The organism is Stenotrophomonas sp. GD04054 (assembly GCF_029836955.1).
Taxonomy (GTDB): domain Bacteria; phylum Pseudomonadota; class Gammaproteobacteria; order Xanthomonadales; family Xanthomonadaceae; genus Stenotrophomonas; species Stenotrophomonas maltophilia_A.
In genome coordinates, this window is sequence record NZ_JAOECR010000005.1 from 117,358 (window position 1) to 132,106 (window position 14,749).

At 66.9% G+C, this 14,749-nt stretch carries 11 protein-coding genes; 4 read left to right on the plus strand and 7 right to left on the minus strand.

The window, feature by feature from the left end; genetic code table 11:
* Positions 1-3: 3 nt before the first annotated feature.
* The 3 genes from N7573_RS05145 to N7573_RS05155 are packed head-to-tail and all read left to right on the plus strand — an operon-like array spanning position 4 to position 4,521.
* Positions 4-2,802 (plus strand): TonB-dependent receptor, encoded by a 2,799-nt coding sequence (locus N7573_RS05145; RefSeq protein ID WP_279911868.1) that lies wholly within the window; start codon positions 4-6, stop codon positions 2,800-2,802.
* A gap of 46 nt (positions 2,803-2,848) precedes the next feature.
* A complete protein-coding gene (locus N7573_RS05150) occupies positions 2,849-3,805 on the plus strand; it encodes a hypothetical protein (RefSeq protein WP_032127575.1) in 957 nt (318 codons plus the stop codon).
* Positions 3,802-4,521 carry a hypothetical protein gene (locus tag N7573_RS05155; RefSeq protein WP_032127576.1) on the plus strand — a complete coding sequence of 240 codons (720 nt, stop codon included), beginning with the start codon at positions 3,802-3,804 and terminating at the stop codon, positions 4,519-4,521. Before N7573_RS05150 ends, N7573_RS05155 begins: the two co-directional genes overlap by 4 nt.
* A gap of 82 nt (positions 4,522-4,603) precedes the next feature.
* Here N7573_RS05155 and N7573_RS05160 read toward each other — a convergent pair whose 3' ends face one another.
* From N7573_RS05160 to murJ, 7 genes are all read right to left on the minus strand, one after another.
* Positions 4,604-5,269 carry a lysoplasmalogenase gene (locus N7573_RS05160; RefSeq protein ID WP_279911867.1) on the minus strand — a complete coding sequence of 222 codons (666 nt, stop codon included), beginning with the start codon at positions 5,267-5,269 and terminating at the stop codon, positions 4,604-4,606.
* The gene (locus tag N7573_RS05165) at positions 5,266-7,149 is read right to left on the minus strand and encodes a peptidase M61 (RefSeq protein WP_279911866.1); all 1,884 of its coding nucleotides are present in this window, start codon (positions 7,147-7,149) and stop codon (positions 5,266-5,268) included. The genes N7573_RS05160 and N7573_RS05165 overlap by 4 nt, the downstream gene beginning before the upstream one ends.
* Before the next feature lie 201 nt (positions 7,150-7,350).
* Complete coding sequence (ispH, locus tag N7573_RS05170; RefSeq protein WP_032127579.1) at positions 7,351-8,301, minus strand: 4-hydroxy-3-methylbut-2-enyl diphosphate reductase; 951 nt, start codon at positions 8,299-8,301, stop codon at positions 7,351-7,353.
* A gap of 27 nt (positions 8,302-8,328) precedes the next feature.
* Positions 8,329-8,853, minus strand: coding sequence for a signal peptidase II (gene lspA / locus N7573_RS05175; protein WP_032127580.1), 525 nt, complete (start codon positions 8,851-8,853; stop codon positions 8,329-8,331).
* Positions 8,853-11,684 carry an isoleucine--tRNA ligase gene (gene ileS / locus N7573_RS05180; RefSeq protein WP_279911865.1) on the minus strand — a complete coding sequence of 944 codons (2,832 nt, stop codon included), beginning with the start codon at positions 11,682-11,684 and terminating at the stop codon, positions 8,853-8,855. The genes lspA and ileS overlap by 1 nt, the downstream gene beginning before the upstream one ends.
* Positions 11,681-12,628 (minus strand): bifunctional riboflavin kinase/FAD synthetase, encoded by a 948-nt coding sequence (locus N7573_RS05185; RefSeq protein ID WP_032127582.1) that lies wholly within the window; start codon positions 12,626-12,628, stop codon positions 11,681-11,683. Before N7573_RS05185 ends, ileS begins: the two co-directional genes overlap by 4 nt.
* 75 nt (positions 12,629-12,703) lie before the next feature.
* Positions 12,704-14,308, minus strand: coding sequence for a murein biosynthesis integral membrane protein MurJ (gene murJ, locus N7573_RS05190; RefSeq protein WP_049462332.1), 1,605 nt, complete (start codon positions 14,306-14,308; stop codon positions 12,704-12,706).
* Positions 14,309-14,425: 117 nt separating this feature from the next.
* Here murJ and rpsT point away from each other — a divergent pair, with 117 nt between their 5' ends.
* On the plus strand, positions 14,426-14,695 hold the full coding sequence (gene rpsT, locus N7573_RS05195; RefSeq protein WP_005408560.1) for a 30S ribosomal protein S20: 270 nt from the start codon (positions 14,426-14,428) through the stop codon (positions 14,693-14,695).
* Positions 14,696-14,749: the final 54 nt, after the last annotated feature.

Sequence of the window (14,749 nt, forward strand, 5' to 3'; positions counted from 1 at the left end):
GCAGTGAAGGCAGGTCCGGGTGCGCTGCAGTGGGGGCTGCTCCGCGCCCTGCTATGCCTTGCACTGGGTGTTGCCGCACTACCGATGGCCGATGCCGGCGAGCCCGCCGGCACGCTGGAGATCGACGTGGGCGCCGGCCCACTGGTGCCGGCACTGCAGCAATGGGCCCGGCAGAGTGGCACCGCCCTGCTGTTCGACGCACGTGAACTGGATGATCTGCGCACCGGCGGCAGCCGTGACCAACGCGATACCGGGGCCTCCCTGAAGCAGCTGGTCGCCGGCCTGCCGGTGAACATCCTGCGCACTTCATCCGGTGCCTTTGTCGTGCGGCGCGTCCATCCCGAGCCCCCTGCCACGCCGCCGAAAGCGGTCGCAGCCCCGCGCCTGCCGCGCCCGGCTCCCAAGTCCGCCGACACGCCACACCAGGTGGAACTGGCGCCCATCCATGTCACCGGCAGCCGGCTGCCGCGCTCTTCGGTGCAGACCACACTGCCGGTCACCACCATCGATCGCGACGATATCCTGCGCAGCGGCTACGGCAATCTGTTCGACCTGCTGCGGCACCTGCCCGGCATGAACGGCCATCCGGCCATGAGCACCTCGCGCGGCGGCGATTCGCAGTACCTGCCGGTGGGCGCAGCGGCCACCACCAGTCTCGACGGCATGGGCCCGCGGGCGACGCTGTTCCTGGTCAACGGCCGGCGCCTGCCGCGCTATCCGATGGTGTCGCTGGAACAGGGTGGGCTCACCGACCTCGGCGGCATTCCGCTGAGCTTCGTCGACCGCATCGAACTGGTACGCGGTGGTGCCTCGGCCATCTATGGGGCCGACGCCATGTCCGGCGTGGTCAACATCATCCTGCGCGACCAGGCCGATGGGCCCGAAGCCATGCTGCAGACCGGGCTCAGCAGCCGCGGCGATGCGGGCCAGTACCGCCTGCAGGCCGCCACGGGCGGCGCGCGTGGCAACGGGGACCGCTGGTTTGCCGGACTCGATCTGCACCGTGTCGAACATGTCGCCGGTGACCAGCGTGACTGGCACGCGGAAACCTCGCTGTATCCGATCGGCGCAATCTTCGGCAACTGGTACGTGCCCGCCCGGCGCTGCGAGCCGCCCCTGAAGCGGCGCGAGGATGGCTGCTGGTTTGACAGCGCGCGGCCGCGGTCGCTGCAGCCCGCCTCGGATACCGCGTCGGCCTTCCTGCACTACCGGCATGAACGTGGTGAGGGACGCTATGCCTATGTCGAGGCGCGGGCCAGTCACAACCGCCAGCGCTTCGATCTGGGCCCGACCGCCGTTGCGGTGGTCTCGCGCGGAATCACCTTCAACAGTGTGCTGCGTGAGGCCGGCAACGTGCGCCCCAGCGTCCGCGCCACCGATGCCGACCTTACCTTCGGCATCGGCCGCGACCAGGGCCGGCGCAGCTGGGAGGCGGGCATCAGCGCGCAGCGCAGCGACGTGACCTTGTCCACTGCAGGCACCGTGCGCACGACACGCCTGCTTGAAGCAACGCAGGCGCGCAGGTTCACTCCCGGTTTCGACGCGCCGCCGGCGGCCGAGGCGGACACGCTGTTTCCGTCCATCCGCAACCGCGGCAGCACCGCACAATGGCAGGGCTGGTGGGGCGTGCAGCGTGAGCTGATGGCAATGCCCGGCGGCAATGCGCAGCTGGCCACCGGCATCGACCTGCGCCATGAACGCTGGACCTCGCGCCCGGACGCACTGCTGAGCCAGGGCGACCTTGCGCTGGGCCTGCCACAGCAGCGACGCCGCCTGTCGCGACAAAGCAGTGGCGTCTACGCCGAGCTGGGCCTGCCGCTGGCCCCCACGCTGCGCGCGGACCTGGCTGCACGCTGGGACCGCGACGGCGGCTTCATGGCGTTCTCGCCTCGTGCCGGGCTGCGCTGGAGCCCGACGCCGCACTGGTCGTTCCTGCTGGCCAGCGGGCGCGGCTATCGTGCACCGAGCCTGTTCGAGCAACGGCGGCCTCCCGGCTACTTCGGCTCGATCACGCTTCCGGTGTCCAGTGCCCTTCCGGAATGTGCGATCGCCGCGCGTGGTGGCGGCTGCAGCGTCACGGCCAACGTGGTTGAGAACGATGCACTGAAGGCCGAGCGATCACGCAGCCATTCGCTGGCAGCCACGTGGACGCCCGACGACACATTCTCGCTGTCGCTGACCCACAACATCGTGGAACTGCGCAACGAGATCCTCGCCCTGCAGCCGAGCGATGCGGTGTGGAACCGCAGCACGTGGGAACTGGATGAAGACGGCCACCTGGGCAGCCTGCGCCTGTCGTTCGACAACATCGGCCGCACCACCTCCCGCAACTGGGTGCTGCGTGGCGAGTACCGCATCGACAGCGGCAGCAACGGCCAATGGTTGTTTTCGCTCGATGCGCTGAAGCAGCAGGAACTGCTTCGCCGCCGTGACCATGAGGCCGCCGTGGACCTGCGTGGCCATGTGACACCCGAGCTGGCTGCGGTGTTGAACGTGCAATGGCAGAACAGCAACTGGGACATCGCGCTGCGCGGCAACCAGATCGGGCGCACGCGTGCCTGGCTGCCGGGGGCGGAGTGCCCGCAGAAGCAGGTCGACCGGAACCACTGCATGAACCCACGGCAGCTGCGCTGGAACCTGCACCTCGCACGCCGGCTGGGGCCGCGCATCGTTGCAGCGCTGGACGTGCACAACGTGCTGGACACGCAACCGGTGAACTATCTGGTCGGCAATGGCGGGCAGATGCCCGGGCTGGACGATCCGCTCGGCCGCTACTACCTGCTTACCCTGCAGTTCCGCTGAAGCGTAGTAATCTACGCGCCCTGTTCCACCGCGGTCCCCTTCCCCCATGAAAGCCTATCTCTGGTTCTGGGGCGCGTTCCTGCTGTTCTTCGCGTTGCCTTTTCCCTGCATTCTCTATTTCGGCACTTCGTGGCCGGTAGCGCTGGTCGACCGCAGCGCACCGTGGCTGGCACTGTTGCTGCTCGCACTGTCGATGGTCCTGTGGCTGATGCTGCTGTTCGCCTTCCTGCACTACCTGTTGCTGGGGCCGCCACGCGCACTGCACCGGGTGCAGTCGATCCTGGCCGACGGTGAACCGCGCAGTGCGCTGATCGAGCAGGCCGAACAGACCGGCGTGCAGGTACGTGGGTTCGCGCAATGGAAACTGCAGTTGTCCTTCAAGAACCTGTCCGGTACGCCGGTCCGCGAACAGATGCTGGTGGTCGACAGCAAACCCCAGCTGCATCGCTTCGAGGTGGGCAGGCACATCGATGCGCGCCTGGGCCGGACACCCGGAGCATTCCCCAACATCGTGCTGGACGGTGCCCAGCCCGAACTGAATGTCGCCAGCCTGTGGCGGCGCGGCATCGGTGCAGCACTCGGCATCGCCATCGTTGCCGCTGCCTATGTGTGGGCCTACCAGCTGCAGAGCGAGGGGCTGGGCTGGACCTTCCTGTCGTTCGGTCACCCGCTGCTGGTGTGCCCGCTGGTGCTGTGTGGCTATGCGCTGGGCCTGCGCCTGCTCGGCCGCCTACTGCACGCCGATGCCCGCGGCGATGCGCTGAAGTATCGCGGCATCGGCGTGGAGGCCAGGGTGTTGAAGGTGCGTCAGACCGGCACCTACCTCAACGAACAGCCGCAGGTGGAGTTCCAGCTGGAATACATCGACCGCGAAGGCAACGTGCAGCAGGCTCGCGTGCGCCGCTTCATCCCGCTGATTGAACTGGCCAACATCCCGCGCGAGCATGTGACGCTGCTGTACGACCCGGATGACCGCAGCAACGTGCGCCTGGAGGGAGTATGAAACAGCCGCCCTCAACCCGCACAGTATTCCTGGTACTGCTGCTGGTTCTGGCGGGCGTGGCCGTTGCCGGCGGCGCCCTGCAGACCATCAGCGAAACGCTGGGGCATTCGGTACAGCCGGACCGGTTGCCCGCGTCCGTCTCGTCCCAGTCGCCGCGCGAACAATCCGCATCGCTTGTGCCGTCCCCGGCGCCCTTCCCCGCCGCGAGCACCGCTGGAGCGCCCGAGCGCAACAACCGCCTGTTCGATGCGGACTACCTGCTGGCTGCCCGTCAGGCACTGGAGCAGATGCCAGCGCTGGCCGGCCAGCGGCTGACGGTCTTCCACAGCATCCACTTCTACGACGATGGCCGCATCAACCTCGATCTGGTCGATCCGCAACAGCCGGGCCACGTCGACAGCTATCACTTTGAACGTGGCCAATGGCGCAAGGGCAATCCGGTGAACCCGCAGCAGTTTGCGCCGACCATCAGCCTGCAGCGCAGCAGCACATCACTGGCCAGCATCGATTTCGAGGCTGTTCCGCGCGTGGCGCAGGCGCTGCAGGAACAGCGCAATGCGCTGCAGAACCCCGCATCTGAAGTCGGCCACGTCTACGTGATCGTGCGCAAAGCCGGCAAGCTGGTATGGCTGCCGGACGAAGTCGCCGGTGACCGCGAATCCGTGCGCCTGCAGTTCGATGCGCAGGGCGCCCTGCGCGGCGTGAGCCGCCGGTAGGCCACACAAAAAAGGGACGGAGGGGATTAAGTCGTATGTGCCTTGGTGCGGTTTGCGACTTAATCCCCTCCGTCCCCTTTTTCTATTTCACCGAGCGCGCGATGGCGTACTGCGCGGCGTAGTACGTGGACAGCACCAGCAGGCTGGCCAGCGGCAGGCCGCCGGCGAAGCGGTCCCAGGCCAGCAGTGAATCGCTGGCGACGAACAGCAACGCACCGGCGGCGGCCCAACGGGCACTGGCGGCCTCCATGGCGTCAGGCTGCGGGCGGCGCCACTGCCGTGCCAGGGCCAGCACCGCCATCGATGCCAGCACCACCACGTACGCCAGCACTGGAATGCGCATCGGTGCGGGCAGGTGCGGCCACAGGCCAAGTACATTGAGCACGGCGAACGCCGCCAGCAGGACGCTGGAGGCAAGCAGGCCGCGTCCGGCACGCAAGCCATCGCGGAATGCGACGATGTAGCAGAGGTGCGCCAACAGGAACGCGACCAGTCCCGGTACGAACGCATCCATCGGCAGCATCAGTGCGATATCGCCCACGCACGAGAGCAGCATGCCGGCCAGCACCGCGCGGCGGTAGAACGGCTGCACCGGATCATGCACGCGCCAGACGATGGCAGCGATCAGCAGCGTGGCGGCCGGCTTGGCCAGCCAGTGCAGCCAACGCCCATCGCCGTGCAGGAATGCGCCCACGATGGCGAGGATCGCCATCAACAGGATCACGCCATCGCGGGCGCGCGGCTTCATCGCGCCTTCCACAGATCCGCCAGGCGGTCAGGCTTGCCGGCGATGCGCTCCAGCACCGGGTACTGCAGGCCACCGTGGTAGGCGATGCTCATCGTTTCGATGCGATCGAACTGCTTCACCAGCAACACGATCGGCGCCTTGTCCTTTGCTGCGGCGGCGACTGCATCCTTCAAGCGCTGGCTGCTGTATTCACGGCCGCCAACCGCGATCACCTTCATGCCCGGTGCAAGACCGGCGTTGAACGCCGGACTGTCCCAGATCACGTCACCGACCGTGCCGTTGTCGAGCACGGTCGCACCCAGTGAGTACGCCAGCAACGCGGCCTTGGCGCGCTTTTCCTGCGCCTTGTAGGCGTCGTTCGGGGTATCGCGGTAAACCAGCTTCCAGCCCGCCAGTTCCAGGCCACCGGTCAACGAACCATGGCCATCCAGGCGCCCGCGCAGGAACGTCGCCCAGTCGTACGGCGCGATACCGTTCAAGGTCGCGACCACATCATCGAAGGTGTACGGATTGACGTCCCAATTGCCATTGCCGACGCTGAAGAACGCACGTGCGAAGTCGTCCAGGCTGCGGCGATTGCCGCTCAGTTCGCGCAGCTTGCCCTCCACTTCCAGCCACAGCATCTGGCCGCCGGAGTAGTAGTCCTCGCTCATCTGGTAGTTGCGGTAGGGCAACGTGCGGCGCTGGGCGATGGTCGGGTCGTTGGTGGTGTCCTGCAGCGGCCGCCAGGCCAGGCCCGGGCGACCACGGTCATAAGTCGCGGCCACGTTGGCCAGCATGTCGCGCGCCTGTGTGGTCGACCACAGGCCCGAACGCGCCGCCAGCACCTGGCCCCAGAACTGGGTCTGGCCCTCGTACACCCACAGCAGGCTGTCGCCCATCGGCACGTTGAAGTTGGCGGTGGCCAGATCGGCGCCGCGGCGGTACTTGCCGTTCCAGGAATGGGTGTACTCGTGCGGCAGCAGGTCGCGCATCCACGCGTTGCTGTCCCATTCGGTGAAGTAGCCCGGATCGGCGCTGTTCTCGCTGGAGCGGTGATGCTCCAGGCCGATGCCGCCGAGACGGTCGGTCAACGCCAGCAGAAACTCATAGTGGTTGTAGTGGCGCGCACCGTAGAGCTTGTCGGCCTGCTGCACCAGCGCGCGGTGCATCGCGATCTGTGCCTCGCTCGGCTTCAGCGACTTGGCTTCGTCGGCAAACACGTTGAGGTGCACTGGCACCTTCGCGCCCGGGTCGAGATCGATGCGCTGGTAGTGCTCGCCGGCGAACAAGGGCGAATCAACCAGATGGTCATACGAGATCGGCTTGAAGACGACGGTATCGCCATCGCGTCGCGCGGTTTCCAGGGCAGTGGCGAACGACCAGCCCTTGGGCAGGGTCACGCTGGCCTGCGTCTGCAGGTTGCGCGCATCGACGCCGGCCGGATACAGCGAATTGGCGTTCCACTGCAGGTTGAGCATTTCCGGGGTCATCACCACCCGGCCCTGGCCGCCGCCCTGCGAGGACAGGAAATCGAAGTGGGCGACGATCTCGCTCACGCCCTCGGGCACGTTCACCTTGAACGCATAGACGTTGAACTCGTCGCGCTGCCAGGCCAGCGGCTTGCCGTTGGCCGTCACGCGCAGGCCGGCCAGCTTGTCGATCGGGCCGGTGGGCGAATGGTTGCCGGGAATCCACTGCGGGTACAGCAGGGTGACCGGGCCGGGCTTGACCGGCACGGTGGCGGTCACCTTGAAGATGCGACGGGCCAGATCGCGCGCGTCGACATCGATGCGCAGCAGGCCGGGAGCCGCCGCGTTCGCCGGTGGCGAGGTCTGCGCAAGTGCAGGCGTGGCCGCCAGCGCGAACAGCAACGACATCGCCAAGGCTCGGGTCTTCATCGGGCAACTTCCAACAACGGAGAATCCTCCGATGCTAGGCCTGTGCGATGCAGGGCCCCATGGCCAAAGGTCATGGGCGCGCGCCCATCTGTGCATGCCCAGAAGCGTGCGAACCAAGGTTCGCACCCACCTTGTGCTGGTTTGCACCCACCAGAGCAGTTTCAGTAGATCCACGCCATGCGTGGATGAGGCGCTTCGCGGTCAGTCGACCAGGCGCAGGCGCAGTTCCTTCGGCAGTGCGAACACCATCGACTCCGGCTCGCCATCCAGCTCACCGACGCCGTTGGCACCCAGCTCGGCCAGCCGCGCCAGCACGCCATCGACCAGTACCTGCGGCGCCGAGGCACCTGCGGTCACGCCGATGTGCTGCTTGCCAACCACCCACTGCGGGTCGATCTCGTGCGCGCCGTCGATCAGGTACGACTCCACACCCTCACGACGGGCCAGCTCGCTCAAGCGGTTGGAGTTGGAACTGTTCGGCGAGCCGACCACCAGCACCAGGTCGCAGCGCTTGGCCAGATCGCGCACGGCGTCCTGGCGGTTCTGCGTGGCGTAGCAGATGTCGTCGTTCTTCGGGCCCTGCATTGCCGGGAAACGCTCGCGCAATGCATCGATGATGCCGCGCGTGTCATCCACCGACAGCGTGGTCTGGGTGGTGTAGGCGAAGTTTTCCGGCTGGTTGATGTGCAGCGTGGCAACCTGCTCGACATCCTCGACCAGATAGATCTGGCCGGTGCCGGCTTCGCGGTTCCACTGGCCCATGGTGCCCTCCACTTCCGGGTGACCGGCGTGGCCGATCAGCACCACGTCACGGCCGGCACGGCAGTGGCGGGCCACTTCGAAGTGGACCTTGGTCACCAGCGGACAGGTGGCGTCGAACACCTTCAGGCCACGACGCTCGGCCTCCTGGCGCACGGCCTGGGACACGCCATGCGCGCTGAAAATGACCGTGTTGTTGTCCGGCACTTCATCGAGTTCCTCGACGAAGATCGCACCGCGCTGCTTCAGGTCGTCGACCACGAAGCGGTTGTGCACCACTTCATGGCGGACGTAGATGGGCGCGCCCAGCGTTTCGATCGCGCGCTTGACGATCTCGATCGCACGATCGACGCCGGCACAGAATCCACGCGGGTTGGCGAGCAGCACATCCATCAGTTCAGTCTCCCGGCAGCGGCCGGCTTACGGTTTCGGGTTGGCATTATCCGCCTTTTTGGCGGACTTGCCGTCGAACAGGCCAAACAGGGCGATGCCGATGGCACCCACCACGATGGCCGAATCGGCGATGTTGAACGAGGGCCAGGTGTAGCTGCCCACGTACCACTGGATGAAGTCGACCACATGGCCATGCACCTGGCGGTCGATCACGTTGCCGATCGCGCCGCCGATGATCAGCGCGTACGGCACCGCGGCCTTCCAGTTGCCGCGGGCAGTGCTACGCAGCCACCAGGCCATCAGGCCGCTGATGACGATCGCCAACACGGTGAAGAAGTGTTTCTGCCAGCCACCGGCGTCGCTCAGGAAACTGAACGCGGCACCAGTGTTGTAGGTGCGGTACCAGTTCCAGAAGCCGTCGATGACCACCACCGGCTGGAACTCCGGCAGGCTCGACAACACCCAGGCCTTGGACCACTGGTCCAGGCCGATGATGGCCACCGACAGCAGCAGCCAGACCAGGGCGTTCGGATGCGGACGGGGCGCGGCCATCAGAACCAGCTCCGCAGTTCGCCGGCACCGGTGATGTTGCTCACGCAGCGGCCGCACAGTTCCGGGTGGTCGGCGTTGCTGCCGACGTCGGCGCGGTGGTGCCAGCAGCGCACGCACTTGGCCTTGGTGGTCGGCTGGGCGCTGACGAACACTTCGTCGGTGGTCGCCGGGCGCACCTGCACGTCGCCGCTGATGAACAGGAAACGCAGTTCATCGGCCAGCGGCTGCCAGCGCGCCGCCTGTTCTTCACTGGCGGCGATGGTGATCTCCGCTTCCAGTGCGGCGCCGATCGCACCGTTGGCACGCATCGGCTCGAGCACCTTGGCCACCTGCTCGCGCACGGCCAGCAGCTGGTCGAAGTCGGCGGCGTTGAGCTGGGCATCGGCCGGCAGCGGCGCCAGGCCGTCGTACCAGGTGGTGAACAGCACGTGTCCGGCATGCTCGCCCGGCAGGTAGCCCCACAGCTCGTCGGCGGTGAAGGTCAGAATCGGCGCCACCCAGCGGGTGAACGCTTCGGCGATGTGGTACATCGCGCTCTGCGCCGAACGGCGACCGTGCGAATCGGTCGGCATCGTGTACAGGCGGTCCTTGGTCACGTCCAGGTACAGCGAGCCCAGGTCCACGCTGCAGAAGTTCAGCAGCAGCTGCACGATCTCGGCCATGTTGTAGCCGTCGTAGGCCGCCTTGATCTTCTCCTGCAGCTCCCACGCGCGATGCACGATCCAGCGGTCCAGCGCGACCATCTGGTCGAGCGGCTGCAGGTGCTGGGCCGGATCGAAACCGTCCAGGTTGCCGAGCAGGAAGCGTGCGGTGTTGCGCAGGCGACGGTAGGCGTCGGCGTTGCGCTTGAGGATCTCCTGCGACAGCGACATCTCGTTGCTGTAGTCGGCCGAGGCGATCCACAGGCGCAGGATGTCCGCGCCCAGCTTGTTCATGATGTCCTGCGGCTCGATGCCGTTGCCCAGCGACTTGGACATCTTTCGGCCGTGCTCGTCCACGGTGAAGCCGTGGGTCAGGCACTGCTTGTACGGCGCGCGTTTGTCGATCGCCACGCCGGTCAGCAGCGAGGACTGGAACCAGCCACGATGCTGGTCGGAACCTTCCAGGTACAGGTCGGCCGGCTTGCCGAAGCCACGCGCCGCAAGCACGCCTTCATGGGTCACGCCCGAGTCGAACCAGACGTCGAGGATGTCGGTGACCTTCTCGTAGTCGGCCGCCTCGGCGCCCAGCAGTTCAGCAGCATCCAGCGAATACCACACGTCGATGCCCTCGGCCTCGACGCGGTCGGCGACCTGCTGCATCAGCTCCACCGAACGGGGGTGGATCTCGCCGGTCTGGCGATGGGTGAACAGTGCGATCGGCACGCCCCAGGTGCGCTGGCGCGAGATGGTCCAGTCCGGACGACCGTCGACCATGCTCTGGATGCGCGCCTTGCCCCAGGTCGGGAACCAGCCGACGGTATCGATGGCGGCCAGCGCATCGTTGCGCAGGTTGGCCTTGTCCATCGAGATGAACCACTGCGGGGTGGCGCGGAACACCACCGGCGTCTTGTGGCGCCAGCAGTGCGGGTAGCTGTGGCGGATCGGGTGGAAGGCCAGCAGCGAACCGTTGTCGCGCAGCACGCTGACGATGGCCTCCTGCGCCTTCCACAGGTGCTGGCCGGCCAGCACCACGTCACCGGCCGGCGGGGTCGATTCCAGGTACACGCCACGGCCGTCGATCGGGGTCACCTGGCCGGCGTTGTACTTGTCCAGCAGGCCGTACTTCTGGCTGACCACGAAGTCTTCCTGGCCGTGGCCGGGGGCGGTGTGCACCGCACCGGTACCGTCCTCGTCGGAGACGTGGTCGCCGTTGAGCACCAGGATCTCGCGCTCCGGGTAGAACGGGTGCGCCAGCAGCTGGTTCTCCAGCGCGGCACCGGTGGTTTCACCGTGCAGCACCACGTTTTCGACGCCATAGCGCTGCAGCGCGCGCTCGGCCAGGGCCGCGGCCAGCACCAGCCAACGGCGCTTGCCGTTGTGCGCCGGGCCTTCGGCCAGCACGTAGTTGATCTCCGCGCCCAGCGACACCGCCAGCGAAGCCGGCAGCGTCCACGGGGTGGTGGTCCAGATCGGCACGGCCACTTCGACGTCAGCCGGCACGCTCACGCCGAACGCCTGGCCGATGGCCTGCGCATCGCGCGCGGCGTAGGCCACGTCGATCGCCGGCGATTCCTTTTCCTGGTACTCGATCTCGGCTTCGGCCAGCGCCGAGCCACAGTCGAAGCACCAGTACACCGGCTTGGCGCCACGCACCAGGTGGCCATTGGCCACGACCTTGGCCAGCGCACGGATCTCGTTGGCTTCGAAGTCGAAGCTCAGGGTCTTGTACGGGTTGTCCCAGTCGCCGGTCACGCCCAGGCGCTTGAAGTCCACGCGCTGGATGTTGATCTGCTCTTCGGCGAACTCGCGGCACTTCTGGCGGAATTCGACGGCGTCGAGCTTGGTGCCGACCTTGCCCCACTTCTTCTCGACCGCGATCTCGATCGGCAGGCCATGGCAGTCCCAGCCCGGCACGTAGGGCGCGTCGAAGCCGGCCAGGTAGCGCGACTTGACGATGATGTCCTTCAGGATCTTGTTGACCGCGTGGCCGAGGTGGATGCGGCCGTTGGCGTACGGCGGGCCATCATGCAGCACGAACAGCGGGCGGCCGGCGGTGTTGTCGCGCAGCTGCTGGTAGAGCCCCTGCTCTTCCCACCGCGCCAGAATGCCCGGCTCGCGCTTGGGCAGGTCGCCGCGCATCGGGAATTCGGTGGCTGGCAGGTTCAGGGTGGTCTTGTAGTCCTGGCTCACGCAGTGGCTCGCAATCTATGTTCGGAAAGGATGGCGCGCGCCTGTTCGGCGTCGCGGTGCATCTGGTCGGTCAGTGCCGCCAGATCATTGAATTTCTCTTCGTCGCGCAGCTTGGCGACGAACTCCACGTCGATGTGGCGCCCGTACAGGTCGCCCTGGAAATCGAACAGATGGGCTTCCAGCAACGGCTCCACGCCGTCCACCGTCGGCCGCGTGCCGAAACTGGAGACCGAGGGCCAGGGCTGGTCGAACACGCCGTGCACCCAGGTTGCGTAGATGCCCGACAACGCCGGGGTCTTCGGGAACCGCAGGTTGGCAGTGGGGAAGCCCAGCGTACGACCGAGCTGGCGCCCGCGCACCACCCGCCCGCTGATCGCGTACGGACGGCCGAGCAGGTCGCCGGCACGGGCGAAATCGCCGTCCTGCAGCAGCTGGCGGATGCGGGTGCTGGAGATGCGCTCGCCGTGCAGATCGACCGCTTCGATCTCGCCGGCGCTGAAGCCGAGCTCGGCGCCGAGCTGCTGCAGCAGGGCCAGGTCGCCGCGGCGGCGGTTGCCGAAGCAGAACTCCGGCCCGATCCAGACCTCACGCGCACTCAGGCGATTGACCAGCAGCTGGCGCACGAAGGTCTCGGCCGGCATCGCCGCCATCGCTGCGTCGAAACGCAGCAGGCCGATCGCATCGACGCCGAGCTCGCGCAGGATCTCGACCTTGCTGCGCGCCAGGGTCAGCCGCGGCGGCGGCGTGCCCTGGGCGAAGAATTCACGTGGCAGCGGCTCGAACGCCACGGCCACCGCGGCCACGCCCAAGGCGCGCGCGCGGGCAACCGCATGGCGCACCAGCGCACGATGGCCCAGATGGAGGCCGTCGAATGCGCCGATACAGACCACGCTTCCGTTGGGGAACAGCTCCCCGCCCTCGACGCTTCTGAACAGCCTGCTCATCAACTCTCGTTCCGGCCCGACCGGGGCCGCCGCTTCAATGGTGTAACCCTGAAGTATAGCCGCCACGGGCCGCGATCAATGCCCACGCAGGTCGCGCGGGCGGAAGCCCATCGCCAGCATGGCCACCGCATAGGTCGCGCCACCGCCGCCGACCAGCAGCATCAGGCCACCGATACGGTGCCATTTGTCCATGACGGTGAAGTCGGGAACCCAATGCAGCAGGGCCAACAGCACGCCGACCATGGCCGCACAGGCCAGCAGCAGCCGCACCAGATAGCCGCCCCAGCCCGGCCGGCGCTGGTAGACATCGGTCTTGCCCAGCCAGTACCACAGCAGGCCCAGGTTCAGGTAACTGGACAGTGCGCTGGCGATGCCCAGCGCCAGGTGCAGGCCCGGCTGCTTGCCGATGGCCGCCATCACGCCCTGCGCCTTCAGCTCGTCCGGCACCATCACCTGGTAGAGCACGGCCAGCAGGGCGAAGTTGAACACCATGTTGGCCACCAGCGCGGCCACACCGGCACGGACCGGGGTCTTGGTGTCCTGGCGGGCATAGAACGCCGGCAGCACCACCTTCAGCAGGGCGAACGCCGGCAGGCCGAAACTCAGGCCGTACACCGACAGCGCGGTCATGCGGGTATCGAAGGCGGTGAACTGGCGGTACTGGAACAAAGTGGCGATCAGCGGCTCGGCCAGCAGCAGCAGGCCCAGCATGGCCGGCACCGAGATCAGCAGGGTCATCCGCAGGCCCCAGTCCAGCGAGCGCGAGAAACCCTCGCGGTCGGTGCTGACGTGATGGCGGGCCAGCGCCGGCAGGATCACCGTGCCCAGCGCCACGCCGAACACACCCAGCGGCAGCTCCAGGAAGCGATCGGCCAGCGACAGCCACGACTGCGAGCCGTCGGTCAGCTTGGCCGCGATGAGGGTATCCAGCAGCAGGTTGATCTGCGCCACCGACGAACCGAACAGGGTCGGCACCATCAGCGTCAGCACCTTGCGCACGCCCGGATGGCGCCAGCCCCAGCGCGGCAGGGTCAGCAGGTTGATGCCCTTCAGCGAGGGCAGCTGGAACAGCAGCTGCAGGATGCCGGCGGCGAGTACCGCCCAGCCCAGCGCCAGGATCTGTTTTTCCGGGGTGCCGCCCAGCCGCGGCGCCAGCCATAGCGCACCGGCGATCATGCACAGGTTGAGGATGACCGGGGTCAGCGCCGGCATCGCGAAACGCTGGAAGCTGTTCAGCGCGCCACCGGCCAGCGCGGTCAGCGAGACGAACAGCAGGAACGGGAAGGTCAGGCGGAACAGGTCGACCAGCAGGGTCTGCTTGACCGGGTCGGTATCAGCACCACTCGAGAATGCGACCGCCAGCTGCGGCGCGAAGATCAGCGCCAGCGCGGTGACCAGCATCAGCACCCCACCCAGGGTGCCGGCGGTGCGGGCCATCAGTTCACGCAGCTCGGCATGGCTGCGGGTTTCCTTCACTTCCGTGAACACCGGCACGAAAGCGGTGGCGAAAGAGCCTTCGGCGAACAACCGGCGCAGGAAATTGGGTACCCTGAAGGCAACCCAGAACGCATCGGTAACCGCATTGGTGCCGAACGTGGTGGTGATCACCTGGTCACGGACAAGTCCGAGCACCCGCGAGACCATGGTCATGCTGCTGAACGACAGCAGGCCTCGCAACATCTTCGGTGAACTCACTCAGCGTCCCTCTTGACAATCGACTTGACGTGCATTTCTCGGGCCATCATACTAGCCAGCTTGCTGTTCCCATAACACCGATTTTTTCAGGAAACCACCACCGTGGCCAATATCAAGTCCGCCAAGAAGCGCGCCAAGCAGACCGTCGTGCGCAACGCGCGCAACGTGGCTCAGCGCTCGATGCTGCGCACCGCTGTCAAGAAAGTGATCAAGGCGCTGGACGCCAACGATGCCGCCGGCGCCGAAGCCGCCTTCGCCGTTGCCCAGCCGATCCTGGATCGCTTCAGCGCGCGTGGCCTGATCCACAAGAACAAGGCTGCTCGCCACAAGAGCCGCCTGAACGACCGCATCAAGGCCCTCAAGGCCGCCTGATCCGGCGTTGCCGCCCTGCCCCTTCGGGGTCGGGCAGCAGACAAGAACCCGGCC

Coding starts and splice junctions, on each gene's coding strand:
- N7573_RS05150 (WP_032127575.1), top strand. CDS start 2,849: ATGAAAGCCTATCTCTGGTTCTGGGGCGCGTTCCTGCTGTTCTTCGCG.
- N7573_RS05155 (WP_032127576.1), top strand. CDS start 3,802: ATGAAACAGCCGCCCTCAACCCGCACAGTATTCCTGGTACTGCTGCTG.
- N7573_RS05160 (WP_279911867.1), bottom strand. CDS start 5,269: ATGAAGCCGCGCGCCCGCGATGGCGTGATCCTGTTGATGGCGATCCTC.
- N7573_RS05165 (WP_279911866.1), bottom strand. CDS start 7,149: ATGAAGACCCGAGCCTTGGCGATGTCGTTGCTGTTCGCGCTGGCGGCC.
- ispH (WP_032127579.1), bottom strand. CDS start 8,301: ATGGATGTGCTGCTCGCCAACCCGCGTGGATTCTGTGCCGGCGTCGAT.
- lspA (WP_032127580.1), bottom strand. CDS start 8,853: ATGGCCGCGCCCCGTCCGCATCCGAACGCCCTGGTCTGGCTGCTGCTG.
- N7573_RS05185 (WP_032127582.1), bottom strand. CDS start 12,628: ATGAGCAGGCTGTTCAGAAGCGTCGAGGGCGGGGAGCTGTTCCCCAAC.
- murJ (WP_049462332.1), bottom strand. CDS start 14,308: ATGTTGCGAGGCCTGCTGTCGTTCAGCAGCATGACCATGGTCTCGCGG.